Consider the following 25,796-nt stretch of genomic DNA (forward strand, 5'->3'; position numbering starts at 1 on the left):
ATACCGCCCAAGAGTTCATATCGACGGCGGTGTTTGGCACCTCGATGTCGGCTCATCACATCCTGGGGCTGAAGCCGGTCCCAAGGGTATGGCTGTTCGCCATTTAAAGTGGTACGCGAGCTGGGTTTAGAACGTCGTGAGACAGTTCGGTCCCTATCTGCCGTGGACGTTTGAGATTTGAGAGGGGCTGCTCCTAGTACGAGAGGACCGGAGTGGACGAACCTCTGGTGTTCCGGTTGTCACGCCAGTGGCATTGCCGGGTAGCTATGTTCGGAAAAGATAACCGCTGAAAGCATCTAAGCGGGAAACTTGCCTCGAGATGAGATCTCACTGGAACCTTGAGTTCCCTAAAGGGCCGTCGAAGACTACGACGTTGATAGGTTGGGTGTGTAAGCGCTGTGAGGCGTTGAGCTAACCAATACTAATTGCCCGTGAGGCTTGACCATATAACACCCAAACAATTTGATGTTTGTGTGTCTCTATGAAGACTGCAACAGCCGAAAATTTGTAAGCACTGCAAAACCATCTATCACATACCCAATTCGGGATAGCGCTTAACGCGACATCCCAGCTGAATCGCTTGACGACCATAGAGCATTGGAACCACCTGATCCCATCCCGAACTCAGTAGTGAAACGATGCATCGCCGATGGTAGTGTGGGGTTTCCCCATGTGAGAGTAGGTCATCGTCAAGCACCTACACCAAAACCCCCGATCAGGAAACTGGTCGGGGGTTTTACTATTAGTACAAGCATGAGGTTTTTGAGCGATCAAAAATCACTGCTGACAAGTTATGTAATGCAAGTAGTTGAGTAAAAAGAACTTCTTCGGAAAGAACTTCGAAAAACAGCTTGACGTAAGATGAGGCTGCTGTAGAATGCGCGCCTCGGTTGAGACGAAAGACTTAACCACCCGCTCTTTAACAACTGAATCAAGCAATTCGTGTGGGTGCTTGTGAGGTAAGACTGCTAGTCGCAAGATTATCAGCATCACAAGTTACTCCGCGAGAAATCAAAGATGTAACCAACGATTGCTGAGCTAAGTTTAGGGTTTTCTCAAAACCCAAGCAGTATTGAACTGAAGAGTTTGATCATGGCTCAGATTGAACGCTGGCGGCAGGCCTAACACATGCAAGTCGAGCGGTAGAGAGAAGCTTGCTTCTCTTGAGAGCGGCGGACGGGTGAGTAATGCCTAGGAATCTGCCTGGTGGTGGGGGATAACGTTCGGAAACGGACGCTAATACCGCATACGTCCTACGGGAGAAAGCGGGGGACCTTCGGGCCTCGCGCCATTAGATGAGCCTAGGTCGGATTAGCTAGTTGGTGAGGTAAAGGCTCACCAAGGCGACGATCCGTAACTGGTCTGAGAGGATGATCAGTCACACTGGAACTGAGACACGGTCCAGACTCCTACGGGAGGCAGCAGTGGGGAATATTGGACAATGGGCGAAAGCCTGATCCAGCCATGCCGCGTGTGTGAAGAAGGTCTTCGGATTGTAAAGCACTTTAAGTTGGGAGGAAGGATAGTAACTTAATACGTTGCTACTTTGACGTTACCGACAGAATAAGCACCGGCTAACTTCGTGCCAGCAGCCGCGGTAATACGAAGGGTGCAAGCGTTAATCGGAATTACTGGGCGTAAAGCGCGCGTAGGTGGTTTGTTAAGTTGGATGTGAAATCCCCGGGCTCAACCTGGGAACTGCATCCAAAACTGGCAAGCTAGAGTACGGTAGAGGGTGGTGGAATTTCCTGTGTAGCGGTGAAATGCGTAGATATAGGAAGGAACACCAGTGGCGAAGGCGACCACCTGGACTGATACTGACACTGAGGTGCGAAAGCGTGGGGAGCAAACAGGATTAGATACCCTGGTAGTCCACGCCGTAAACGATGTCAACTAGCCGTTGGGAGTCTTGAACTCTTAGTGGCGCAGCTAACGCATTAAGTTGACCGCCTGGGGAGTACGGCCGCAAGGTTAAAACTCAAATGAATTGACGGGGGCCCGCACAAGCGGTGGAGCATGTGGTTTAATTCGAAGCAACGCGAAGAACCTTACCAGGCCTTGACATGCAGAGAACTTTCTAGAGATAGATTGGTGCCTTCGGGAGCTCTGACACAGGTGCTGCATGGCTGTCGTCAGCTCGTGTCGTGAGATGTTGGGTTAAGTCCCGTAACGAGCGCAACCCTTGTCCTTAGTTACCAGCACGTAATGGTGGGAACTCTAAGGAGACTGCCGGTGACAAACCGGAGGAAGGTGGGGATGACGTCAAGTCATCATGGCCCTTACGGCCTGGGCTACACACGTGCTACAATGGTCGGTACAAAGGGTTGCCAAGCCGCGAGGTGGAGCTAATCCCATAAAACCGATCGTAGTCCGGATCGCAGTCTGCAACTCGACTGCGTGAAGTCGGAATCGCTAGTAATCGTGAATCAGAATGTCACGGTGAATACGTTCCCGGGCCTTGTACACACCGCCCGTCACACCATGGGAGTGGGTTGCACCAGAAGTAGCTAGTCTAACCTTCGGGGGGACGGTTACCACGGTGTGATTCATGACTGGGGTGAAGTCGTAACAAGGTAGCCGTAGGGGAACCTGCGGCTGGATCACCTCCTTAATCGAAGACTTCAGCTTCTTCATAAGTTCCCACACGAATTGCTTGATTCATTGCGAAAGACGATTGGGTCTGTAGCTCAGTTGGTTAGAGCGCACCCCTGATAAGGGTGAGGTCGGCAGTTCGAATCTGCCCAGACCCACCAATTGTTGTGGGGTTTGGCCTTGTACGAATATGGGGCCATAGCTCAGCTGGGAGAGCGCCTGCCTTGCACGCAGGAGGTCAGCGGTTCGATCCCGCTTGGCTCCACCATATACAGACGCGTTGAGAGTTCAGAAATGAGCGTTCCTGCTAAAGCAGATGAATGTTGATTTCTGGTCTTTGGCCAGTAAGAAAATCGTTCTTTAAAAATTTGGGTATGTGATAGAAGTGACTGATTAATTACTTTCACTGGTAATTAATTTGGTCAAGGTAAAATTTGTAGTTCTCAATTGCAAATTTTCGGCGAATGTCGTCTTCACGTTAGAGACAGTAACCAGATTGCTTGGGGTTATATGGTCAAGTGAAGAAGCGCATACGGTGGATGCCTTGGCAGTCAGAGGCGATGAAAGACGTTGTAGCCTGCGATAAGCTCCGGGGAGTCGGCAAACAGACTTTGATCCGGAGATCTCTGAATGGGGGAACCCAGCCAGCATAAGCTGGTTATTACACACTGAATACATAGGTGTGTAAGGCGAACCAGGGGAACTGAAACATCTAAGTACCCTGAGGAATAGAAATCAACCGAGATTCCCTTAGTAGTGGCGAGCGAACGGGGACTAGCCCTTAAGTTGATTTGAGAATAGTGGAAGGCTCTGGAAAGTGCCGCCGTAGTGGGTGATAGCCCCGTACACGAAATTCTCTTATCAATGAAATCGAGTAGGACGGAGCACGAGAAACTTTGTCTGAATATGGGGGGACCATCCTCCAAGGCTAAATACTACTGACTGACCGATAGTGAACTAGTACCGTGAGGGAAAGGCGAAAAGAACCCCGGAGAGGGGAGTGAAATAGATCCTGAAACCGTATGCGTACAAGCAGTGGGAGCCCACTTTGTTGGGTGACTGCGTACCTTTTGTATAATGGGTCAGCGACTTATATTCAGTGGCGAGCTTAACCGAATAGGGGAGGCGTAGCGAAAGCGAGTCTTAATAGGGCGACAGTCGCTGGGTATAGACCCGAAACCGGGCGATCTATCCATGGGCAGGTTGAAGGTTGGGTAACACTAACTGGAGGACCGAACCGACTACCGTTGAAAAGTTAGCGGATGACCTGTGGATCGGAGTGAAAGGCTAATCAAGCTCGGAGATAGCTGGTTCTCCTCGAAAGCTATTTAGGTAGCGCCTCGTGTATCACTGTTGGGGGTAGAGCACTGTTTCGGCTAGGGGGTCATCCCGACTTACCAAACCGATGCAAACTCCGAATACCAACAAGTGTCAGCACGGGAGACACACGGCGGGTGCTAACGTCCGTCGTGAAAAGGGAAACAACCCAGACCGTCAGCTAAGGTCCCAAAGTTATGGTTAAGTGGGAAACGATGTGGGAAGGCTTAGACAGCTAGGAGGTTGGCTTAGAAGCAGCCACCCTTTAAAGAAAGCGTAATAGCTCACTAGTCGAGTCGGCCTGCGCGGAAGATGTAACGGGGCTCAAACCATACACCGAAGCTACGGGTTCATCTTAGGATGAGCGGTAGAGGAGCGTTCTGTAAGCCTGTGAAGGTGAGTTGAGAAGCTTGCTGGAGGTATCAGAAGTGCGAATGCTGACATGAGTAACGACAATGGGAGTGAAAAACTCCCACGCCGAAAGACCAAGGTTTCCTGCGCAACGTTAATCGACGCAGGGTGAGTCGGCCCCTAAGGTGAGGCAGAAATGCGTAATCGATGGGAAACGGGTTAATATTCCCGTACTTCTAATTACTGCGATGGAGGGACGGAGAAGGCTAGGCCAGCACGGCGTTGGTTGTCCGTGTTTAAGGTGGTAGGCTGAGATCTTAGGTAAATCCGGGATCTTAAGGCCGAGAACTGATGACGAGTTATCTTTTAGATGACGAAGTGGTTGATGCCATGCTTCCAGGAAAAGCTTCTAAGCTTCAGGTAATTAGGAACCGTACCCCAAACCGACACAGGTGGTTAGGTAGAGAATACCAAGGCGCTTGAGAGAACTCGGGTGAAGGAACTAGGCAAAATGGCACCGTAACTTCGGGAGAAGGTGCGCCGGTGAGGGTGAAGCATTTACTGCGTAAGCCCATGCCGGTCGAAGATACCAGGCCGCTGCGACTGTTTATTAAAAACACAGCACTCTGCAAACACGAAAGTGGACGTATAGGGTGTGACGCCTGCCCGGTGCCGGAAGGTTAATTGATGGGGTTAGCTAACGCGAAGCTCTTGATCGAAGCCCCGGTAAACGGCGGCCGTAACTATAACGGTCCTAAGGTAGCGAAATTCCTTGTCGGGTAAGTTCCGACCTGCACGAATGGCGTAACGATGGCGGCGCTGTCTCCACCCGAGACTCAGTGAAATTGAAATCGCTGTGAAGATGCAGTGTATCCGCGGCTAGACGGAAAGACCCCGTGAACCTTTACTATAGCTTTGCACTGGACTTTGAGTTTGCTTGTGTAGGATAGGTGGGAGGCTTTGAAGCGTGGACGCCAGTTCGCGTGGAGCCAACCTTGAAATACCACCCTGGCAACCTTGAGGTTCTAACTCTGGTCCGTTATCCGGATCGAGGACAGTGTATGGTGGGTAGTTTGACTGGGGCGGTCTCCTCCTAAAGAGTAACGGAGGAGTACGAAGGTGCGCTCAGACCGGTCGGAAATCGGTCGTAGAGTATAAAGGCAAAAGCGCGCTTGACTGCGAGACAGACACGTCGAGCAGGTACGAAAGTAGGTCTTAGTGATCCGGTGGTTCTGTATGGAAGGGCCATCGCTCAACGGATAAAAGGTACTCCGGGGATAACAGGCTGATACCGCCCAAGAGTTCATATCGACGGCGGTGTTTGGCACCTCGATGTCGGCTCATCACATCCTGGGGCTGAAGCCGGTCCCAAGGGTATGGCTGTTCGCCATTTAAAGTGGTACGCGAGCTGGGTTTAGAACGTCGTGAGACAGTTCGGTCCCTATCTGCCGTGGACGTTTGAGATTTGAGAGGGGCTGCTCCTAGTACGAGAGGACCGGAGTGGACGAACCTCTGGTGTTCCGGTTGTCACGCCAGTGGCATTGCCGGGTAGCTATGTTCGGAAAAGATAACCGCTGAAAGCATCTAAGCGGGAAACTTGCCTCGAGATGAGATCTCACTGGAACCTTGAGTTCCCTAAAGGGCCGTCGAAGACTACGACGTTGATAGGTTGGGTGTGTAAGCGCTGTGAGGCGTTGAGCTAACCAATACTAATTGCCCGTGAGGCTTGACCATATAACACCCAAACAATTTGATGTTTGTGTGTCTCTATGAAGACTGCAACAGCCGAAAATTTGTAAGCACTGCAAAACCATCTATCACATACCCAATTCGGGATAGCGCTTAACGCGACATCCCAGCTGAATCGCTTGACGACCATAGAGCATTGGAACCACCTGATCCCATCCCGAACTCAGTAGTGAAACGATGCATCGCCGATGGTAGTGTGGGGTTTCCCCATGTGAGAGTAGGTCATCGTCAAGCACCTACACCAAAACCCCCGATCAGGAAACTGATCGGGGGTTTTACTTTGTGCAGCGAAAAACATACTCAGCTTAGATGAGCCTTTGATAGGCAACTAAACAGTGCATCGTTATCATGCGTGCCTTATTGCTTGGCGGGACTCACATGCTTGCATTGTTAAAGCTTCTTCAAGACGGGCGATTCCACTCTGGGGAGGCGCTTGGCGCTGCCTTGGGCGTTAGCCGTTCGGCTGTATGGAAGCAGCTGCGGGCTCTGCAAGCGGAGCTGTCGTTGCCCTTGCACAAAGTGCGCGGGCGCGGCTATCGGCTGGAGGCGCCGTTGCAGCTGTTAGATGCAGATTGGCTGAATGCTCAAGTAAGTGCGCCACAGTGGCAGGCTTGCGTTATACCAAGTGTGGATTCGACCAATGCTGAGGCGCTGCGGCTGTTGCCAGAGGCGCAATCGCTACCGTATTACGTGCTTGCCGAGCGGCAAACCAGTGGGCGAGGGAGGCGAGGGCGTAGTTGGGTAAGCCCTTTCGGCGAGAATCTGTATTACAGCCTGGTTGTTCGCGTCGAAGGTGGCATGCGTCAGCTTGAGGGCATGAGTCTGGCTGTCGGCCTGGCGCTGCTGCAGGTTATCCGCGGCGCTGGCGTGGCTGAGGCCGGGTTGAAGTGGCCCAATGATGTGTTGGTGGGTGAGCGCAAGCTGGCGGGCATTCTTTTAGAGCTGTCTGGTGATCCGGCGGATGTTTGCCATGTGGTTATCGGTATTGGTTTGAATGTGAATATGCTTACGGCTGAGTCTGGCGTTATCGGTCAGCCGTGGACTTCAATGCGTTCTGAACTGGGCTGTTTGTTGAATCGCAATGAGTTGGTTGCTGAGTTGAACCGGCAGTTGTCGCGCTATCTGGAGATACAGCTACGTGAGGGGTTCGCCGCTTTGCAGGATGAGTGGCAGGCTTGTCACCTGTGGCAGGGCCGGGCCGTTGCGTTAACGGCAGGCGGCGACCCCATCGAGGGTGAGGTTGTGGGTGTGGATCATTCCGGTGCCGTTCGTCTGCGCGTTAATGGACTTGAGAAATGCTTTAGCGGTGGTGAGCTCAGCCTGAGGTTGCGTGATGATTCTTGAGCTCGACTGCGGTAATACCTTTATTAAGTGGCGTTTGTTGGGTGATGGCTCGGCCGTGACGGACGTAAGTGGTTTCGTTGACTCGGATCAGGCGCTTATAGAGGTCGTTCGCGAGCAGGCCGTTTGCTTGCGTGCTTGTCGCTTGGTTAGTGTGCGCAGCGACGAAGAGACTGCGCAGTTGATTTCGCAACTTGAGCAGGCTTTTGCCGTCGAATGCCGTGCTGCGTGCTCTGCTGTTTCGTTGGCAGGTGTGCGCAATGGTTATGAGAAGCACGAGCGTCTTGGGCTTGATCGCTGGCTCGCGGTAGTGGGGGCTTATCAATTGTCGCGTAAAGCTGCGCTGATCATTGATCTTGGCACTGCGGTCACTTCGGATTTCGTGGCAGCGGATGGCGGGCATCTGGGCGGGTTTATCTGCCCTGGTGTGCCACTGATGCGTACGCAGTTGCGAGCCCATACCCGGCGAACGCGCTATGACACCGATGAAGTAGCCAAGGCATTAGAAAATCTTGTGCCGGGGCGCGCTACTGCCGAGGCGGTTGAGCGCGGCTGCCTGCTGATGCTTCGCGGGTTTGTCAGTGGTCAGGTAGCGATGGCGACCGAGTTGCTGGGCCGTGACGTTGATATTTTTCTTACCGGTGGGGATGCTCCGCTGGTGGTGGATGTTATTCCGGGGGCGCGGGTTGTGCCGGATCTGGTGTTTATCGGCTTGGCGATCGCTTGCCCCATAGATTGAGGTCATGCATGCGCTGGATGTTCTTGTGGTTGGTTGTGCTGAATTTGTTCTATTACGTCTGGCATCAACAGCAGGCGCCTTTGCGGGTTACTGAAATTGCACCGCTGAATATGGCGCAGGATAGTAAGCGTGATATTCGCTTGCTCAGTGAATCAGGCGCGCCTGCGCATCGAGAGGTCGTCGTGGCGCAGCCTGCTGAGGCGGTGTGTTTGTTTCTCGGTAGTTTTGAGCAGATGGCGGATGCATCTGCTGTTGAGCAGCGGTTGCTGAGCCTGGATATTCAGTCGCGGGTGCAAAGCATGGACGCGGCAGCCGGTGTTGATTACTGGGTGTATCTGCCGCCGTTAGCCTCTCGGCAGGCGTCGCTGCGCCAGTTACGTGAGCTGCAAGCGCGCAAGATTGATAGCTACATCATTACTCAGGGGGATTTGGCTAATGGCATTTCCCTGGGTATCTTTCCGCGTAGTGATTCGGCGCAGAGTGTGATGCAGCGCTTGCGCGATGCTGGTTATGAGCCGTCTTTGCGCGAGCTAACGCGCGCGCATCGCAGTTTCTGGGTGCGTATTTCGCCGCAAAGTCGACGCCTTGCCGATGATTCCTTGCTGCAGCGTTTGGCTTTTGACTTCAAAGGCTTAGAGCAGCAATTAATGCCATGCGAAGGGGTTGCAAGCCCTCAGTAGAATGCATAGAATGGCGCCCGCTTCGCAGGGTGGCGCTAACAAGTTTTCTGCGAAGCTGCTGTCAATGTAGCTAACCTCAGGTTTTTTAATGAGAAATTGCTTGACAGTAGGTCGGCATCGAATGAGAATGCCGCCCCGTTTGGAGGGATTCCCGAGTGGCCAAAGGGATCAGACTGTAAATCTGACGTCATCGACTTCGAAGGTTCGAATCCTTCTCCCTCCACCAGATTTAGCGAGAGCTGCAGGCTCCGCGGGTATAGTTCAGTGGTAGAACCTCAGCCTTCCAAGCTGATGATGCGGGTTCGATTCCCGCTACCCGCTCCAGCATTGTTGTTTTTGCAATGTGTTTTGCTCATGTAGCTCAGTTGGTAGAGCACACCCTTGGTAAGGGTGAGGTCAGCGGTTCGAGTCCGCTCATGAGCTCCATTTAATAAAGGCAGATATGCAAGTATCTGCCTTTGTTTTATGGCGGTGATACTGAGTAAATTCTTCTCTGGGAGGCAGTCAAAATGGCTAAAGAAAAGTTTGAGCGTAACAAGCCGCACGTCAACGTTGGCACTATCGGTCACGTTGACCACGGTAAAACCACTCTGACCGCTGCTCTGACCCGCGTCTGCTCCGAAGTATTCGGTTCGGCCAAGGTTGACTTCGACAAGATCGACAGCGCCCCAGAAGAAAAAGCTCGTGGTATCACCATCAACACCGCTCACGTTGAATACGATTCGGCCGTGCGTCACTATGCGCACGTTGACTGCCCAGGTCACGCTGACTACGTAAAAAACATGATCACCGGTGCTGCGCAGATGGACGGCGCTATCCTGGTTTGCTCCGCTGCTGACGGCCCGATGCCGCAAACCCGTGAGCACATCCTGCTGTCCCGTCAGGTAGGTGTTCCGTACATCGTGGTCTTCCTGAACAAGGCTGACATGGTTGATGACGCCGAGCTGCTGGAGCTGGTGGAAATGGAGGTGCGTGATCTGCTCAGCACTTACGATTTCCCGGGCGACGACACTCCGATCATCATCGGTTCCGCTCTGATGGCTCTGAACGGTCAAGACGACAATGAGATGGGCACCACTGCCGTCAAGAAGTTGGTTGAGACTCTGGACAGCTACATCCCTGAGCCAGTCCGTGCGATCGACAAGCCGTTCCTGATGCCAATCGAAGACGTGTTCTCGATCTCCGGTCGTGGCACCGTGGTAACTGGCCGTATCGAGCGCGGTATCGTCAAAATCCAGGAAGAAATCGAGATCGTTGGTCTGCGTGATACCACCAAGACCACCTGTACCGGTGTTGAAATGTTCCGCAAGCTGCTCGACGAAGGTCGTGCTGGTGAGAACTGCGGCGTGCTGCTGCGCGGCACCAAGCGTGACGACGTAGAGCGTGGCCAGGTTCTGGTCAAGCCAGGTTCGGTTAAGCCGCACACCACCTTCACTGCAGAAGTGTATGTGTTGAGCAAAGAAGAAGGCGGTCGTCACACTCCGTTCTTCAAGGGCTACCGTCCTCAGTTCTACTTCCGTACTACTGACGTAACCGGTAACTGCGAACTGCCGGAAGGCGTTGAGATGGTAATGCCAGGTGACAACATCCAGATGACTGTCACTCTGATCAAAACCATCGCAATGGAAGAAGGTCTGCGTTTCGCCATTCGTGAAGGCGGTCGTACCGTCGGCGCCGGCGTCGTAGCTAAGATCATCGCGTAAGTGATTGATCTGTTTTGATTGGGCCGGCATAATGGTCGGCCTGATTCAGTTTTTAGGTCAGTAGCTCAATTGGCAGAGCGACGGTCTCCAAAACCGTAGGTTGGGGGTTCGATTCCCTCCTGACCTGCCATTTTCCCTAGAATTTGGCGCGTCTTTTTACAGGATATTAGTAGATGAATGTTAAGGCTGAAGCCAAAGACTCTCGCTTCGATCTGCTTAAGTGGCTGGTTGTAGCTGCTCTGGTAATCGCAGGCGTAGTCGGTAATCAGTATTTCTCTGCTGAGCCTATTCTGTATCGCGTTCTGGCTTTGCTGGTTGTTGCAGCATTGGCTGGTGTGATTGCCCTGCAGACATCAAAAGGTCAAGCCTTTTGGGTGTTGGCAAAAGAAGCTCGCGTTGAAATTCGTAAGGTCGTTTGGCCAACCCGCCAGGAAACCACGCAGACAACTTTAATCGTTGTGGCTGTTGTTTTGGTGATGGCGCTGTTGTTGTGGGGTTTAGATTCCCTGCTTGGTTGGCTTGTTTCGTTGATTGTCGGCTAAGGGTGTCCCGTGGCTAAGCGTTGGTACGTTGTGCATGCTTACTCGGGTTACGAGAAGCATGTTATGCGCTCGTTGTTGGAGCGTGTGAAGCTCGCTGGTATGGAAGACGTTTTTGGTGAAATTCTGGTCCCTACTGAAGAAGTGGTAGAGATGCGCAATGGCCAGAAGCGCAAAAGCGAGCGTAAGTTCTTTCCGGGCTATGTCCTGGTGCAGATGGAAATGAGCGAGGCAACTTGGCATTTGATCAAGAACACCCCGCGCGTTATGGGCTTCATTGGTGGTACTGCAGATAAGCCTGCGCCGATCACTGAGAAAGAAGCTGATGCCATCCTGCGTCGTGTTGCCGATAGCGGTGACAAGCCAAAGCCGAAAACATTGTTCGAGCCGGGCGAAATGGTTCGCGTGACCGATGGTCCGTTTGCTGATTTCAGCGGTGTTGTCGAAGAAGTGAATTACGAAAAGAGCCGCATCCAGGTGGCAGTGACTATCTTTGGTCGCTCTACGCCGGTCGAGCTGGAGTTCAGTCAAGTCGAGAAGGCATAACTGACATAAGCATCCCTTACCCCGCAGCCCTGGGCTGTGGGGTTTTGTCGTCACTGGGATATATAGGTAATAACTGGGGAGCCTAAAGGCGCTAGAACCCAAAACTGGAGTAGCTCATGGCTAAGAAAATTACGGCTTATATCAAGCTGCAAGTAAAGGCTGCGCAAGCCAACCCGTCGCCACCCGTCGGCCCGGCTCTGGGTCAGCACGGCGTGAACATCATGGAATTCTGCAAGGCGTTCAACGCCCGTACCCAGGGCATGGAACCTGGTCTGCCGACTCCAGTGATCATCACTGTTTATAGCGACCGTAGCTTCACCTTTGAAACCAAAAGCACCCCTGCTTCGGTTCTGCTGAAGAAGGCTGCTGGCCTGACCAGCGGTTCGGCTCGTCCGAACACCGTTAAGGTTGGCACTGTGACTCGTGCTCAGCTGGAAGAGATCGCCAAGACCAAGCAGGCTGATCTGACTGCCGCTGATATGGATGCAGCTGTGCGTACTATCGCCGGCTCCGCTCGCAGCATGGGCCTCAACGTGGAGGGTGTGTAATGGCTAAGTTGACCAAGCGTCAAAAGGCAATCGCTGAGAAAGTTGAAGCTGGCAAGGCTTACAACTTTGTTGAAGCAGCCGCTCTGCTGGCTGAGCTGTCCGCAGTTAAGTTCTCTGAGTCGGTCGATATCGCCGTTAACCTCGGTGTTGATCCGCGTAAATCTGACCAGGTTGTTCGTGGCGCTACCGTGCTGCCGAACGGCTCGGGCAAAAGCGTTCGCGTTGCGGTGTTCACCCAGGGTCCAGCTGCTGAAGCCGCTCTGGCTGCCGGCGCTGACCGCGTAGGTATGGACGATCTGGCTGCTGAAATGAAAGGTGGCGACCTGAACTATGACGTAGTAATTGCTTCCCCGGATGCAATGCGCGTTGTCGGTCAGTTGGGTCAAGTGCTCGGTCCACGTGGCCTGATGCCTAACCCGAAAGTCGGTACCGTTACCCCTGACGTGGCTACCGCTGTGAAGAATGCCAAAGCTGGTCAAGTACGTTTCCGTACTGACAAGAACGGCATCATCCACGGTTCCGTTGGCAAGGTTGGTTTTGACGCCGAGAAGCTGAAGCAGAACGTTGAAGCGCTGATTTCTGACCTCAAGCGTCTGAAACCATCGACTTCGAAAGGCATTTACGTCAAGCGCGTAACCCTGAGCACTACCATGGGTCCAGGTCTGATCATCGATCAAGGCTCGCTCGACGCGTAATACATAGAAGCAGCGCAAGCGATTGCGCTGCTTCGACACTTTGGGGTCCCTGCTTTGCGGGGGCTATCCAAGACCGTAGGTGGCGCAAGCCTTAAACCCTGAGAGAAATCTGAGGTCGCCTACGCAGATGGTGCTCCCGATTCTTACCGAATCAGACACCAAAACGACATCCGGCTTCGGCCAGATGAAACGGTAACAAGCAGGAGTTAAACCCGTGGCAATTAAACTCGAAGACAAGAAGGCCATCGTCGCTGAAGTCAACGAGGCTGCCAAAGTTGCCCTGTCCGCTGTCGTGGCTGATGCCCGTGGTGTGACTGTAGGCGCTATGACCGGACTCCGTAAAGAGGCCCGCGAAGCTGGCGTGTACGTACGTGTTGTACGTAACACCCTGCTCAAGCGCGCTGTTGAAGGCACTGATTACTCGGTCCTCAACGACGTGTTCAAAGGCCCGACCCTGATTGCATTCTCCAAGGAACATCCGGGCGCTGCTGCTCGTATTTTCAAAGAGTTCGCCAAGGGTCAGGACAAGTTCGAGATCAAGGCAGCTGCGTTTGAGGGCAAGTTCCTCGCAGCAAACGAGATCGACGTGTTGGCTTCGCTGCCAACTCGCGACGAAGCTATTGCTAAGCTGATGAGCGTGATTCAAGGCGCTACCAGCAAGCTGGCTCGTACTCTGGCGGCCATTCGCGACCAGAAAGAAGCTACCGCTGCTTAAGGCATCGCAAACTCTTTCAAAATCATATGTTTAATTTGATGGCTGCGTAGGCTGTCACCCCAATACAGGATTTAAAGTCATGTCTCTGACTAACGAACAAATCATCGAAGCAATCGGCCAGAAAACCGTTCTGGAAGTTGTTGAACTGATCAAAGCAATGGAAGAAACCTTCGGCGTTACCGCTGCTGTTGCCGCTGCTGGCCCAGCTGCTGCTGCCGCTGTTGTTGAAGAGCAAACCGAATTCAACGTGATGCTGCTTGAAGCCGGTGAGAAGAAAGTAAACGTGATCAAGGCAGTTCGTGAACTGACCGGTCTGGGCCTGAAAGAAGCCAAGGCTGTGGTTGACGGCGCTCCTGCCATGGTTCTGGAAGCTGTTGCAAAAGACGCAGCTGACAAAGCCAAAGCTGCTTTGGAAGAAGCTGGCGCCAAAGTCGAGCTCAAGTAAGCGACGACCTTGCGTCTACAGCCCAAGCGTTAAGCGACAGGCTGATGGCTGGTGGCTTTTGCCACCGGCCTTTTTCCGTTCTAGATTGGCTAATCATTGGCTGGCCTGGGGCGCGAAATACCCGCTCGATGTGGCGGCGCAAACTTAGGGTTTGCAAGAGTTTCTGGCAACTCCCGTCGGAGGGGCCAAATAAGCAGGTGACCAAGCTGGGGAACGCTGATGGCTTACTCATATACTGAGAAAAAACGTATCCGCAAGGACTTTAGCAAGTTGCCGGATGTCATGGATGTGCCTTATCTCCTGGCCATCCAGCTGGATTCGTATCGCGAATTCCTGCAAGCAGGGGCGACCAAGGACCAGTTCCGTGACATTGGCCTGCATGCGGCCTTCAAGTCTGTTTTCCCGATTATCAGCTACTCCGGCAATGCTGCTTTGGAGTATGTTGGTTATCGCTTGGGCGAGCCGGCTTTTGATGTCAAGGAATGTACGCTGCGTGGTGTGACCTATGCCGTGCCGCTGCGGGTAAAAGTCCGTCTGATCATTTTCGACAAAGAATCGTCGAACAAAGCGATCAAGGACATTAAAGAGCAAGAAGTGTATATGGGCGAAATTCCGCTCATGACCGAGAACGGTACCTTCGTTATTAACGGTACCGAGCGCGTTATCGTTTCTCAGCTGCACCGCTCCCCAGGCGTGTTCTTCGACCACGACCGTGGCAAGACCCACAGCTCGGGTAAGCTGCTGTACTCGGCGCGAATCATTCCTTACCGCGGCTCCTGGCTGGACTTCGAGTTCGACCCGAAGGACGCCGTGTTCGTGCGTATCGACCGTCGCCGCAAGCTGCCGGCTTCCGTGCTGCTGCGCGCGCTGGGCTACAGCACTGAAGAAGTGCTGGACGCTTTTTACGCGACCAACGTTTTCCACGTTAAGGGCGAATCCCTCAACCTGGAACTGGTGCCGCAGCGTCTGCGTGGTGAAATTGCTGTCCTCGACATCCTCGACGACAAGGGCAAGGTCATCGTTGAGCAAGGCCGCCGTATTACTGCGCGCCATATCAACCAGTTGGACAAAGCCGGCATCAAAGAGCTGGAAGTGCCGATCGACTATCTGATCGGTCGCACCTCGGCCAAGGCCATCGTGCACCCGGCTACCGGCGAAATCATCGCTGAGTGCAACACCGAGCTGAACGTCGAGATCCTGGCCAAAGTGGTCAAGGCTCAGGTTGTGCGCATCGAGACGCTGTACACCAACGACATCGATTGCGGTCCGTTTATCTCCGATACCCTGAAGATCGACAGCACCACCAATCAGTTGGAAGCGCTGGTTGAGATCTACCGCATGATGCGTCCTGGCGAGCCGCCAACCAAGGATGCTGCCGAGACCCTGTTCAACAACCTGTTCTTCAGCGCCGAGCGTTACGACCTGTCGGCCGTGGGCCGGATGAAGTTCAACCGTCGTATCGGTCGCACCGAGATCGAAGGTTCGGGCGTGCTGAGCAAGGAAGATATCGTCGCGGTTCTCAAGACCCTCGTCGACATCCGTAACGGCAAGGGCATCGTCGATGACATCGACCACCTGGGTAACCGCCGTGTTCGCTGCGTAGGCGAAATGGCTGAAAACCAGTTCCGCGTTGGCCTGGTGCGTGTTGAGCGTGCGGTCAAAGAGCGTCTGTCGATGGCTGAAAGCGAAGGCCTGATGCCGCAAGACCTGATTAACGCCAAGCCGGTTGCGGCTGCCGTTAAAGAGTTCTTCGGTTCCAGCCAGCTCTCGCAGTTTATGGACCAGAACAACCCGCTCTCCGAGATCACCCACAAGCGCCGTGTTTCGGCTCTTGGCCCGGGCGGTCTGACTCGTGAGCGTGCCGGCTTCGAAGTCCGTGACGTACACCCGACTCACTACGGCCGCGTGTGCCCGATCGAGACCCCGGAAGGTCCGAACATCGGTCTGATCAACTCCCTGGCCGCCTATGCGCGCACCAACCAGTACGGCTTCCTCGAGAGCCCGTACCGTGTGGTGAAAGACACCCTGGTGACCGACGAAATCGTGTTTCTGTCCGCCATCGAAGAGGCCGATCACGTGATCGCCCAGGCTTCGGCGACCATGAACACCAAAGGTCAGCTGGTTGATGAGTTGGTGGCTGTACGTCACCTCAACGAATTCACCGTTAAAGCGCCTGAAGACGTCACCCTGATGGACGTATCGCCTAAGCAGGTAGTGTCGGTTGCTGCTTCGTTGATCCCGTTCCTCGAGCACGATGACGCCAACCGTGCGTTGATGGGTTCGAACATGCAGCGTCAGGCTGTGCCAACCCTGCGCGCTGACAAGCCGCTGGTCGGTACCGGCATGGAGCGCAACGTAGCGCGCGACTCCGGCGTTTGCGTCGTGGCTCGTCGTGGCGGTGTGATCGACTCGGTCGATGCCAGCCGTGTGGTTGTTCGCGTCAATGACGACGAAGTTGAAACTGGCGAAGCCGGTGTCGACATCTACAACCTGACCAAATACACCCGCTCCAACCAGAACACCTGCATCAACCAGCGTCCGCTGGTAAGCAAGGGTGATCAGGTTGAGCGCAGCGACATCCTGGCCGACGGTCCGTCCACCGATATGGGTGAGCTGGCTCTGGGTCAGAACATGCGCGTCGCGTTTATGCCGTGGAACGGTTACAACTTCGAAGACTCCATCTGCCTCTCCGAGCGCGTGGTGCAAGAAGATCGTTTCACCACCATCCACATTCAGGAACTGACCTGTGTGGCGCGTGACACCAAGCTCGGCTCGGAAGAAATTACGTCCGACATCCCGAACGTCGGTGAGTCTGCGCTGAACAAGCTGGACGAAGCAGGCATCGTGTATGTCGGCGCTGAAGTGGGCCCAGGTGACATTCTGGTCGGCAAGGTCACGCCAAAAGGCGAAACCCAGCTGACGCCAGAAGAGAAGCTGCTGCGTGCGATCTTCGGTGAGAAGGCGTCTGACGTTAAAGACACCTCCCTGCGCGTGCCGACTGGCACCAAAGGCACCGTTATCGACGTGCAGGTCTTCACCCGCGATGGCGTTGAGCGTGACGCTCGTGCTTTGTCGATCGAGAAGAGCCAGCTCGACGAGATCCGTAAGGACCTCAACGAAGAGTTCCGCATCGTTGAAGGTGCAACCTTCGAGCGTCTGCGTTCGGCTCTGGTTGGCAAGAAAGCCGAAGGCGGTGCTGGCCTGAAGAAAGGCGCAGAAGTCACCGACGAGTTCCTCGACGGCCTTGAGCGCGGTCAGTGGTTCAAGCTGCGCATGGCTGACGATGCCCTGAACGAGCAGTTGGAAAAGGCCCAGGCCTACATCTCCGACCGCCGTCAGTTGCTCGACGACAAGTTCGAAGACAAGAAGCGCAAGCTGCAGCAGGGCGATGACCTGGCTCCAGGCGTGCTGAAGATCGTCAAGGTCTACCTGGCAATCCGTCGCCGCATCCAGCCGGGCGACAAGATGGCCGGTCGTCACGGTAACAAGGGTGTGGTCTCGGTGATCATGCCGGTTGAGGACATGCCGCACGACGTGCATGGCACGCCGGTCGACATCGTCCTCAACCCGCTGGGCGTACCCTCGCGTATGAACGTCGGTCAGATCCTTGAAACCCACCTGGGCCTCGCGGCTAAAGGTCTGGGCGAGAAGATCAACCGCATGCTCGAAGAGCAGCGCAAGGTCGCCGAGCTGCGCAAGTTTATGCAGCAGATCTACAACGAGATCGGCGGTCGTCAGGAAAGCCTGGATGAGCTGAGCGATCAGGAAATCCTGAAATTGGCGCACAACCTCAAAGGTGGTGTTCCAATGGCTACCCCGGTGTTCGACGGTGCCAAGGAAAGCGAAATCAAGGCCATGCTGAAACTGGCAGACCTGCCAGAAAGCGGCCAGATGCGCCTGATCGACGGCCGTACGGGTAACCAGTTCGAGCGTCCGACCACCGTTGGCTACATGTACATGCTGAAACTGAACCACCTGGTGGACGACAAGATGCATGCGCGTTCCACGGGTTCCTACAGCCTGGTTACTCAGCAGCCGCTGGGTGGTAAGGCGCAGTTCGGTGGTCAGCGCTTCGGTGAGATGGAGGTCTGGGCACTGGAAGCCTACGGCGCCGCCTACACCCTGCAGGAAATGCTGACCGTGAAGTCGGACGACGTGAACGGCCGTACCAAGATGTACAAAAACATCGTGGACGGTGATCACCGTATGGAGCCGGGCATGCCCGAGTCCTTCAACGTACTGATCAAAGAAATCCGTTCGCTGGGTATCGACATCGATCTGGAAACCGAATAACACGTGACGCGAATCGAGAGCGGGGCTGTTTAGCCCGCTCTCTGCTCCGCCAGGAGGAAAGGCCTTGAAAGACCTACTGAATTTGCTGAAAAACCAGGGTCAAGTCGAAGAGTTCGATGCTATTCGCATCGGCCTTGCTTCGCCTGAGATGATCCGTTCGTGGTCGTTCGGTGAAGTTAAAAAACCGGAAACCATCAACTACCGTACGTTCAAACCTGAGCGTGACGGCCTGTTCTGCGCCAAGATCTTTGGCCCGGTAAAGGATTACGAGTGCCTGTGCGGTAAGTACAAGCGCTTGAAGCATCGCGGTGTGATCTGCGAGAAGTGCGGCGTTGAAGTTGCACTGGCCAAGGTTCGTCGTGAGCGCATGGCGCACATCGAACTGGCTTCGCCGGTTGCCCACATCTGGTTCCTCAAGTCGCTGCCAAGCCGTATCGGTTTGCTGATGGACATGACCCTGCGTGATATCGAACGCGTTCTCTACTTCGAGAGCTATGTCGTTATCGATCCAGGCATGACCACCCTTGAAAAAGGCCAGCTGCTGAACGACGAGCAGTACTTCGAAGCCCTCGAAGAGTTCGGTGATGACTTCGACGCCCGCATGGGTGCTGAAGCCGTTCGCGAACTGCTGCACGCGATCGACCTGGAGCACGAGATTGGCCGTCTGCGCGAAGAAATTCCGCAAACCAACTCGGAAACCAAGATCAAGAAGCTGTCCAAGCGTCTGAAGCTGATGGAAGCTTTCCTCGGTTCGGGCAACCTGCCTGAGTGGATGGTGTTGACCGTTCTGCCGGTTCTGCCGCCAGACCTGCGTCCGCTGGTTCCGCTTGACGGTGGCCGCTTCGCGACTTCGGATCTGAACGATCTGTATCGCCGCGTCATCAACCGTAACAACCGCCTCAAGCGCCTGCTCGATTTGTCCGCGCCGGACATCATCGTGCGCAACGAAAAGCGCATGCTGCAGGAAGCGGTCGACGCCCTGCTCGACAACGGCCGTCGCGGTCGCGCCATCACTGGCTCGAACAAGCGTCCGCTGAAGTCCCTGGCTGACATGATCAAGGGTAAGCAAGGTCGCTTCCGTCAGAACCTGCTCGGTAAGCGCGTGGACTACTCCGGTCGTTCGGTAATTACCGTGGGCCCGACTCTGCGTCTGCACCAGTGCGGTCTGCCGAAGAAGATGGCCCTCGAGCTGTTCAAGCCGTTCATTTTCGGCAAGCTGGAAATGCGTGGTCTCGCGACCACCATCAAAGCTGCGAAGAAAATGGTCGAGCGCGAGCTGCCAGAGGTGTGGGACGTTCTCGCCGAAGTGATTCGCGAACACCCCGTGCTGCTTAACCGCGCGCCAACTCTTCACCGTCTGGGCATCCAGGCGTTTGAACCGGTGCTGATCGAAGGTAAAGCGATTCAGCTGCACCCGCTGGTCTGCGCCGCGTACAACGCCGACTTCGACGGTGACCAGATGGCTGTGCACGTACCGCTGACGCTGGAAGCCCAGCTGGAAGCGCGTGCGCTGATGATGTCGACCAACAACATCCTGTCGCCTGCCAACGGTGAGCCAATCATCGTACCGTCCCAGGACGTGGTACTGGGTCTGTACTACATGACCCGTGAAGCGGTAAACGCCAAGGGCGAAGGTCGCGTATTCGCTGACCTGCAGGAAGTCGACCGGGTTTTCCGTGGTGGCGAAGCTTCGCTGCATGCTCGCGTAAAAGTGCGCATCAACGAAGTAATCCGTGACCGCGACGGCACCATCACCAAAAACACCCGTATCGTCGACACCACTGTCGGCCGTGCGCTGCTGTTCCAGATCGTGCCGGATGGCCTGTCCTATGACGTGGTCAACCAGTCGATGAAGAAGAAGGCGATCTCCAAGCTGATCAACCAGTGCTACCGCACCGTTGGCTTGAAAGACACCGTGATCTTCGCTGACCAGCTGATGTACACCGGTTTCGCCTATTCGACCATCTCCGGTGTGTCGATTGGTGTGAACGACTTCGTTATCCCGGATGAGAAGGCGCGCATCATTGACGCCGCCACCGAGGAAGTTAAAGAGATCGAATCGCAGTACGCCTCCGGCCTGGTCACCCAGGGCGAGAAGTACAACAAGGTGATCGACCTCTGGTCCAAGGCCAACGACGAAGTGTCCAAGGCGATGATGGCCAACCTCTCGAAAGAGAAAGTCATCGACCGCGACGGCAAAGAAGTCGAGCAAGAGTCGTTCAACTCGATGTATATGATGGCCGACTCCGGTGCGCGGGGTTCTGCTGCGCAGATCCGTCAGCTCGCTGGTATGCGTGGCCTGATGGCCAAACCGGACGGCTCGATCATCGAGACGCCGATCACCGCGAACTTCCGCGAAGGTCTGTCGGTTCTGCAGTACTTCATCTCGACGCACGGTGCACGTAAAGGTCTTGCGGATACCGCGTTGAAAACCGCTAACTCCGGTTACCTGACCCGTCGTCTGGTAGACGTGGCGCAGGACCTGGTAGTGACCGCAATCGATTGCGGCACCGAGCACGGCCTGCTGATGACACCGCACATTGAAGGCGGTGACGTGGTTGAGCCGCTGGGTGAGCGCGTACTGGGTCGAGTGATCGCCCGTGACGTGTTCAAACCAGGCACCGAAGAAGTCATCGTTCCAGCCGGTACGTTGGTTGATGAGCAGTGGGTTGAATTCATCGAGCTGAACAGCATCGACGAAGTGATCGTGCGTTCGCCGATCAGCTGTGAAACACGCTACGGCATCTGCGCCAAGTGCTACGGTCGCGACCTGGCTCGTGGTCACCAGATCAACATCGGTGAGGCAGTCGGCGTTATTGCTGCCCAGTCGATCGGTGAGCCGGGTACCCAGCTGACCATGCGTACGTTCCACATCGGTGGTGCGGCTAGCCGGACCTCGGCTGCTGACAGCGTACAAGTGAAGAACGGCGGCGCGGTTCGTCTGCACAACCTCAAGCACGTTGAGCGCCTGGACGGTAACCTGATCGCGGTATCGCGTTCCGGTGAGCTGGCGATTGCCGATGAGTTTGGTCGTGAGCGCGAGCGCTACAAGCTGCCGTATGGTGCGGTGATTTCCGTGAAGGAAGGCGATAAGGTCGAAGCTGGGGCTATCGTGGCCAAGTGGGACCCGCACACCCACCCAATCGTTACCGAAATGAAAGGTACCGTGACCTACGTGGGCATGGAAGAAGGCATCACCATCAAGCGTCAGACCGACGAATTGACGGGTTTGACCAACATCGAAGTCCTCGATCCGAAAGATCGTCCGGCTGCCGGCAAGGACATCCGTCCTGCGGTGAAGATGGTTGGCGAAGATGGCAAGGATCTGCTGCTGCCGGGTACCGACGTACTGGCTCAGTACTTCCTGCCGGCAAACGCCCTGGTGGGTGTGGCGAACGGTGCTCAGGTAGCGGTCGGTGATGTTATCGCCCGTATCCCGCAAGAGACTTCCAAGACCCGCGACATCACCGGTGGTCTGCCGCGCGTTGCTGACCTGTTCGAAGCGCGTCGTCCGAAAGAAGCCTCGATTCTGGCTGAAATCAGCGGCACCATCGCGTTCGGTAAAGAGACCAAAGGCAAGCGCCGTCTGGTCATTACCCCGAACGACGGTAGCGATCCGTACGAAGAGCTGATTCCGAAGTGGCGCCACCTGAACGTGTTCGAAGGTGAGCAGGTCAACAAGGGTGAAGTGATTTCCGACGGTCCGAGCGACCCGCACGATATCCTGCGTTTGCTGGGTGTCAGCGCGCTGGCCAAGTACATCGTCAACGAGATTCAGGACGTGTACCGCCTGCAGGGCGTGAAGATCAACGACAAGCACATCGAAACCATCCTGCGCCAAATGCTGCGCAAGGTTGAAGTGGCTGAGTCGGGTGATTCCACCTTCATCAAGGGCGACCAGATGGAGTTGACCGCCGTGCTGGGTGAGAACGAGCGCCTGGCTGCAGAAGACAAGTTCGTTGCCAAGTACACCCGTGTTCTGCTGGGTATCACCAAGGCGTCGCTGTCCACCGAGTCGTTTATCTCGGCGGCCTCCTTCCAGGAAACCACCCGCGTGCTTACCGAAGCGGCAGTGACTGGCAAGCGCGACTACCTGCGTGGCCTGAAAGAAAACGTGGTTGTGGGTCGTCTGATCCCTGCCGGTACCGGTTTGGCCTATCACAGTGAGCGCAAGCGCAAGCGTGAAGCGGCTCAGCCAGTACGTGTCAGCGCCAGTGAAGTGGAAGCCGCACTGACCGAAGCGCTGAACTCCAGCAGTAATTAAGTACAAAGCCCCGCTAGTTCGCTAGCGGGGCTTTGTCTTGACTGGGGCGGTGAGTCTCTTTAGACTCATGCACCCCTAAATTTGGCAGGGCACGCGCTCTGCCATTTTGCTTTCCTTAGTAGGGTAATAGCGTCGAAAGACAACAGTGGAGCTTATAGATGGCAACTATCAACCAGCTGGTACGTCAGCCGCGCAAGCGTATCGTCGAGAAGTCCGACGTGCCTGCGCTGCAGAACTGCCCGCAGCGTCGTGGTGTGTGCACTCGCGTGTATACCACTACGCCGAAAAAACCTAACTCGGCACTGCGTAAAGTATGCCGTGTGCGTCTGACCAACGGTTTCGAGGTTTCCTCGTACATCGGCGGTGAAGGCCACAACCTGCAAGAGCACAGCGTCGTACTGATTCGTGGCGGCCGTGTAAAAGACTTGCCAGGTGTGCGTTACCACACCGTGCGCGGTTCGCTGGATACCTCTGGCGTTAAAGACCGTAAGCAGGGTCGTTCGAAGTACGGTACTAAGCGTCCGAAGTAATAGGCGCCTGAAATACCCGGTGCTTGCGCCGAATTGCAGTTTTTTATTTATCTGAGTCGATAAGAGTAAGGTCGGGCATCCATCTTGCGATGTAGTCCCGGGCTAACCTGAAGACCGTTTGAGGGCTTATCACATGCCAAGACGTCGTGTAGCAGCCAAGCGCGAAGTGCTTGATGATCCAAAATACGGAAGCCAAATCCTGGCCAAGTTCATGAACCACGTGATGGAAAGCGGCAAGAAAGCCGTTGCCGAGCGTATCGTTTATGGTGCTCTGGACAAGGTTAAAGAGCGTAAGAACAGCGACCCCCTGGAAATCTTCGAGAAAGCTCTCGACGCCATCGCTCCGCTGGTCGAAGTGAAGTCGCGCCGTGTAGGCGGTGCTACTTACCAGGTTCCGGTCGAGGTTCGTCCGTCCCGTCGTAATGCTCTGGCCATGCGTTGGTTAGTGGATTACGCCCGTAAGCGTGGCGAAAAGTCCATGGCTCTGCGCCTTGCTGGCGAATTGCTGGATGCCGCTGAAGGCAAAGGTGCTGCAGTTAAGAAGCGTGAAGACGTGCACCGTATGGCTGAAGCCAACAAGGCTTTCTCGCACTACCGCTTCTAATTATTGCGCTTCTAAATTTGCGAGGGCTTTATGGCTCGTACTACACCGATTAACCGTTACCGTAACATCGGTATCGTGGCTCACGTGGACGCGGGTAAAACCACGACCACTGAGCGTGTCCTGTTCTATACAGGCAAAAGCCACAAAATGGGCGAGGTGCATGATGGCGCCGCGACCACAGATTGGATGGTGCAGGAGCAGGAGCGTGGTATTACCATTACTTCTGCTGCCATCACTGCCTTCTGGAAAGGTTCCGAGAAGCAGTACAAAGACGAGCACCGCTTCAACGTCATCGATACCCCCGGCCACGTTGACTTCACCATTGAAGTTGAGCGTTCGCTGCGTGTACTCGACGGCGCGGTCGTGGTGTTCTGCGGTACCTCGGGCGTTGAGCCTCAGTCGGAAACCGTATGGCGTCAGGCCAACAAATACGGTGTCCCGCGTCTTGTTTACGTCAACAAGATGGACCGTGCCGGTGCTGACTTCCTGCGCGTGATCGCTCAGATCAAGCAGCGTCTGGGTCACACTCCGGTGCCGATTCAGTTGGCTATCGGTGCTGAAGACAACTTCCAGGGTCAGATCGATCTGATCAACATGCAAGCGGTCTACTGGAACGATGCTGACAAAGGCATGGTCCCTGTTCGCAAGGACATTCCAGCTGAATTGCTGGAAGAAGCCGAGAAGTGGCGCGGTAACATGGTTGAGGCTGCGGCCGAGGCCAACGAAGAGCTGATGAACAAGTACCTCGAAGGTGAAGAACTCACCATCGAAGAAATCAAGGCGGCTCTGCGTCAGCGTACTATCGCTGGTGAGATCGTTCTGGCTGTTTGCGGTTCCTCCTTCAAGAACAAGGGTGTTCCCCTGGTTCTCGACGCCGTTATTGACTTCCTGCCTGCGCCGACTGACATTCCTGCGATCAAGGGTACTGACCCGGATAACGAGGAAATTCAGCTGGAGCGTCATGCTGACGACAACGAGCCGTTCTCGGCTTTGGCGTTCAAGATCGCTACCGACCCATTCGTGGGTACCTTGACCTTCGTCCGCGTTTACTCGGGCGTGTTGGCCTCCGGTGACGGTGTGATCAACTCGGTTAAAGGCAAGAAAGAGCGCGTGGGTCGTATGGTGCAAATGCACGCAAACGCCCGCGAAGAGATCAAGGAAGTACGCGCTGGTGACATCGCAGCCTTGATCGGCATGAAGGACGTCACCACCGGTGAGACTCTGTGCAACGCTGACAAGCCAATCATCCTGGTTCGTATGGACTTCCCGGAGCCGGTTATTTCGGTTGCCGTAGAGCCTAAGACCAAGGACGACCAGGAAAAAATGGGTATCGCTCTGGGCAAACTTGCTCAGGAAGACCCGTCTTTCCGCGTCAAAACTGACGAAGAGACTGGTCAGACGATCATCTCCGGTATGGGCGAGTTGCACCTGGATATCCTGGTCGACCGCATGCGCCGCGAGTTCAACGTCGAAGCCAACATCGGCAAGCCTCAGGTTTCCTATCGTGAGCGCATCACGAAGAGCTGTGAAATCGAAGGCAAGTTCGTGCGTCAGTCCGGTGGTCGTGGTCAGTTCGGTCACTGCTGGGTTCGCTTTGCACCTGCCGACGAAGGTCAGGAAGGTCTGCAGTTCGTGAACGAAGTTGTGGGTGGTGTGATTCCGAAGGAATACATCCCGGCTATCCAGAAGGGTATCGAAGAGCAGATGAAGAACGGCGTTGTTGCCGGTTATCCGCTGATCGGCCTGAAGGCTACCGTGTTCGATGGTTCCTACCACGACGTCGACTCCAACGAGATGGCGTTCAAGGTGGCTGCTTCGATGGCGACCAAGCAACTGGCCCAGAAGGGCGGTGGTGAGTTGCTTGAGCCGATCATGGCGGTAGAGGTTGTTACCCCAGAAGACTACATGGGTGACGTGATGGGCGACCTTAACCGCCGTCGCGGCATGATCCTGGGTATGGAAGACACAATCTCCGGTAAGGTGATTCGTGCTGAAGTACCGCTGGGTGAGATGTTTGGTTACGCAACCGACGTCCGCTCCATGTCTCAGGGTCGCGCAAGCTACTCCATGGAATTCAAAAAATACAACACAGCCCCGTCGCACATCGTCGAGTCTGTAACCAAAAAACAAGGCTGATTCAGCCCT

15 protein-coding genes, 6 tRNA genes and 5 rRNA genes (1 of these 26 running past the window's edge) are annotated in these 25,796 nt (G+C 54.9%); all 26 read left to right on the plus strand.

What is annotated here, in order from left to right; translation table 11 throughout:
• Window positions 1–446, plus strand: a 23S ribosomal RNA gene (locus tag AC0T4W_RS02335); it begins 2,444 nt to the left of the window's first position.
• 133 nt (window positions 447–579) lie between these two features.
• Window positions 580–695 (plus strand): 5S ribosomal RNA (rrf, locus tag AC0T4W_RS02340).
• Window positions 696–1,074: 379 nt separating this feature from the next.
• Window positions 1,075–2,611, plus strand: a 16S ribosomal RNA gene (locus AC0T4W_RS02345).
• A 65-nt stretch (window positions 2,612–2,676) separates the two neighbouring features.
• A tRNA-Ile gene (locus AC0T4W_RS02350) sits at window positions 2,677–2,753 on the plus strand.
• Between the two features lie 31 nt (window positions 2,754–2,784).
• Window positions 2,785–2,860: transfer RNA gene (locus AC0T4W_RS02355), tRNA-Ala, on the plus strand.
• 244 nt (window positions 2,861–3,104) lie between these two features.
• Window positions 3,105–5,994: ribosomal RNA gene (locus AC0T4W_RS02360) — 23S ribosomal RNA — on the plus strand.
• A 133-nt stretch (window positions 5,995–6,127) separates the two neighbouring features.
• A 5S ribosomal RNA gene (gene rrf, locus AC0T4W_RS02365) occupies window positions 6,128–6,243 on the plus strand.
• The 16S, 23S and 5S rRNA genes sit together here with 2 tRNA genes alongside, the layout of an rRNA operon.
• A 144-nt stretch (window positions 6,244–6,387) precedes the next feature.
• Entirely contained in the window at window positions 6,388–7,353 is a 966-nt protein-coding gene (gene birA, locus AC0T4W_RS02370) for a bifunctional biotin--[acetyl-CoA-carboxylase] ligase/biotin operon repressor BirA (protein ID WP_476316065.1), read from the plus strand.
• A complete protein-coding gene (locus AC0T4W_RS02375; protein ID WP_476315648.1) occupies window positions 7,343–8,089 on the plus strand; it encodes a pantothenate kinase in 747 nt (248 codons plus the stop codon). Before birA ends, AC0T4W_RS02375 begins: the two co-directional genes overlap by 11 nt.
• Window positions 8,090–8,097: 8 nt before the next feature.
• A complete protein-coding gene (locus tag AC0T4W_RS02380) occupies window positions 8,098–8,769 on the plus strand; it encodes an SPOR domain-containing protein (protein ID WP_476315651.1) in 672 nt (223 codons plus the stop codon).
• 141 nt (window positions 8,770–8,910) lie between these two features.
• Window positions 8,911–8,995 (plus strand) — tRNA-Tyr (locus tag AC0T4W_RS02385).
• A gap of 24 nt (window positions 8,996–9,019) precedes the next feature.
• Window positions 9,020–9,093 (plus strand) — tRNA-Gly (locus tag AC0T4W_RS02390).
• A 26-nt stretch (window positions 9,094–9,119) separates the two neighbouring features.
• A tRNA-Thr gene (locus AC0T4W_RS02395) sits at window positions 9,120–9,195 on the plus strand.
• A gap of 83 nt (window positions 9,196–9,278) precedes the next feature.
• The gene (gene tuf / locus AC0T4W_RS02400) at window positions 9,279–10,472 is read left to right on the plus strand and encodes an elongation factor Tu (RefSeq protein ID WP_275963612.1); all 1,194 of its coding nucleotides are present in this window, start codon (window positions 9,279–9,281) and stop codon (window positions 10,470–10,472) included.
• Between the two features lie 54 nt (window positions 10,473–10,526).
• Window positions 10,527–10,602, plus strand: a tRNA-Trp gene (locus AC0T4W_RS02405).
• A 43-nt stretch (window positions 10,603–10,645) separates the two neighbouring features.
• The gene (gene secE / locus AC0T4W_RS02410; RefSeq protein WP_090256277.1) at window positions 10,646–11,014 is read left to right on the plus strand and encodes a preprotein translocase subunit SecE; all 369 of its coding nucleotides are present in this window, start codon (window positions 10,646–10,648) and stop codon (window positions 11,012–11,014) included.
• 9 nt (window positions 11,015–11,023) lie between these two features.
• Window positions 11,024–11,557, plus strand: a complete 534-nt coding sequence (gene nusG / locus AC0T4W_RS02415) for a transcription termination/antitermination protein NusG (RefSeq protein ID WP_298184568.1) — start codon at window positions 11,024–11,026, stop codon at window positions 11,555–11,557.
• Between the two features lie 116 nt (window positions 11,558–11,673).
• Window positions 11,674–12,105 carry a 50S ribosomal protein L11 gene (gene rplK, locus AC0T4W_RS02420; protein ID WP_069522401.1) on the plus strand — a complete coding sequence of 144 codons (432 nt, stop codon included), beginning with the start codon at window positions 11,674–11,676 and terminating at the stop codon, window positions 12,103–12,105.
• The gene (gene rplA / locus AC0T4W_RS02425; RefSeq protein ID WP_274087698.1) at window positions 12,105–12,800 is read left to right on the plus strand and encodes a 50S ribosomal protein L1; all 696 of its coding nucleotides are present in this window, start codon (window positions 12,105–12,107) and stop codon (window positions 12,798–12,800) included. Before rplK ends, rplA begins: the two co-directional genes overlap by 1 nt.
• Before the next feature lie 214 nt (window positions 12,801–13,014).
• Window positions 13,015–13,515: a 50S ribosomal protein L10 gene (rplJ, locus tag AC0T4W_RS02430; protein WP_090377397.1), complete on the plus strand. Its 501-nt coding sequence runs from the start codon at window positions 13,015–13,017 to the stop codon at window positions 13,513–13,515.
• Between the two features lie 79 nt (window positions 13,516–13,594).
• A complete protein-coding gene (rplL, locus tag AC0T4W_RS02435) occupies window positions 13,595–13,960 on the plus strand; it encodes a 50S ribosomal protein L7/L12 (RefSeq protein ID WP_069522395.1) in 366 nt (121 codons plus the stop codon).
• A gap of 219 nt (window positions 13,961–14,179) precedes the next feature.
• Entirely contained in the window at window positions 14,180–18,253 is a 4,074-nt protein-coding gene (gene rpoB / locus AC0T4W_RS02440; protein ID WP_476315660.1) for a DNA-directed RNA polymerase subunit beta, read from the plus strand.
• 64 nt (window positions 18,254–18,317) lie between these two features.
• On the plus strand, window positions 18,318–22,517 hold the full coding sequence (rpoC, locus tag AC0T4W_RS02445; protein ID WP_476315663.1) for a DNA-directed RNA polymerase subunit beta': 4,200 nt from the start codon (window positions 18,318–18,320) through the stop codon (window positions 22,515–22,517).
• 158 nt (window positions 22,518–22,675) lie between these two features.
• Window positions 22,676–23,047, plus strand: a complete 372-nt coding sequence (rpsL, locus tag AC0T4W_RS02450) for a 30S ribosomal protein S12 (protein ID WP_003463319.1) — start codon at window positions 22,676–22,678, stop codon at window positions 23,045–23,047.
• Window positions 23,048–23,180: 133 nt separating this feature from the next.
• On the plus strand, window positions 23,181–23,651 hold the full coding sequence (gene rpsG, locus AC0T4W_RS02455; protein WP_073269011.1) for a 30S ribosomal protein S7: 471 nt from the start codon (window positions 23,181–23,183) through the stop codon (window positions 23,649–23,651).
• Window positions 23,652–23,681: 30 nt separating this feature from the next.
• Window positions 23,682–25,787: an elongation factor G gene (fusA, locus tag AC0T4W_RS02460; protein WP_476315668.1), complete on the plus strand. Its 2,106-nt coding sequence runs from the start codon at window positions 23,682–23,684 to the stop codon at window positions 25,785–25,787.
• The last annotated feature ends 9 nt before the right edge of the window (window positions 25,788–25,796 follow it).

It is taken from the genome of Pseudomonas sp. C7.1 (genome assembly GCF_056312395.1).

What these genes read in the sequence shown, in the direction of transcription:
- rplL (WP_069522395.1), top strand. Translation starts at nt 13,595, where the DNA reads ATGTCTCTGACTAACGAACAAATCATCGAAGCAATCGGCCAGAAAACC.
- AC0T4W_RS02375 (WP_476315648.1), top strand. Translation starts at nt 7,343, where the DNA reads ATGATTCTTGAGCTCGACTGCGGTAATACCTTTATTAAGTGGCGTTTG.
- fusA (WP_476315668.1), top strand. Translation starts at nt 23,682, where the DNA reads ATGGCTCGTACTACACCGATTAACCGTTACCGTAACATCGGTATCGTG.
- secE (WP_090256277.1), top strand. Translation starts at nt 10,646, where the DNA reads ATGAATGTTAAGGCTGAAGCCAAAGACTCTCGCTTCGATCTGCTTAAG.
- rpoB (WP_476315660.1), top strand. Translation starts at nt 14,180, where the DNA reads ATGGCTTACTCATATACTGAGAAAAAACGTATCCGCAAGGACTTTAGC.
- AC0T4W_RS02380 (WP_476315651.1), top strand. Translation starts at nt 8,098, where the DNA reads ATGCGCTGGATGTTCTTGTGGTTGGTTGTGCTGAATTTGTTCTATTAC.
- rplK (WP_069522401.1), top strand. Translation starts at nt 11,674, where the DNA reads ATGGCTAAGAAAATTACGGCTTATATCAAGCTGCAAGTAAAGGCTGCG.
- birA (WP_476316065.1), top strand. Translation starts at nt 6,388, where the DNA reads ATGCTTGCATTGTTAAAGCTTCTTCAAGACGGGCGATTCCACTCTGGG.
- rplA (WP_274087698.1), top strand. Translation starts at nt 12,105, where the DNA reads ATGGCTAAGTTGACCAAGCGTCAAAAGGCAATCGCTGAGAAAGTTGAA.
- rpsG (WP_073269011.1), top strand. Translation starts at nt 23,181, where the DNA reads ATGCCAAGACGTCGTGTAGCAGCCAAGCGCGAAGTGCTTGATGATCCA.
- tuf (WP_275963612.1), top strand. Translation starts at nt 9,279, where the DNA reads ATGGCTAAAGAAAAGTTTGAGCGTAACAAGCCGCACGTCAACGTTGGC.
- rpsL (WP_003463319.1), top strand. Translation starts at nt 22,676, where the DNA reads ATGGCAACTATCAACCAGCTGGTACGTCAGCCGCGCAAGCGTATCGTC.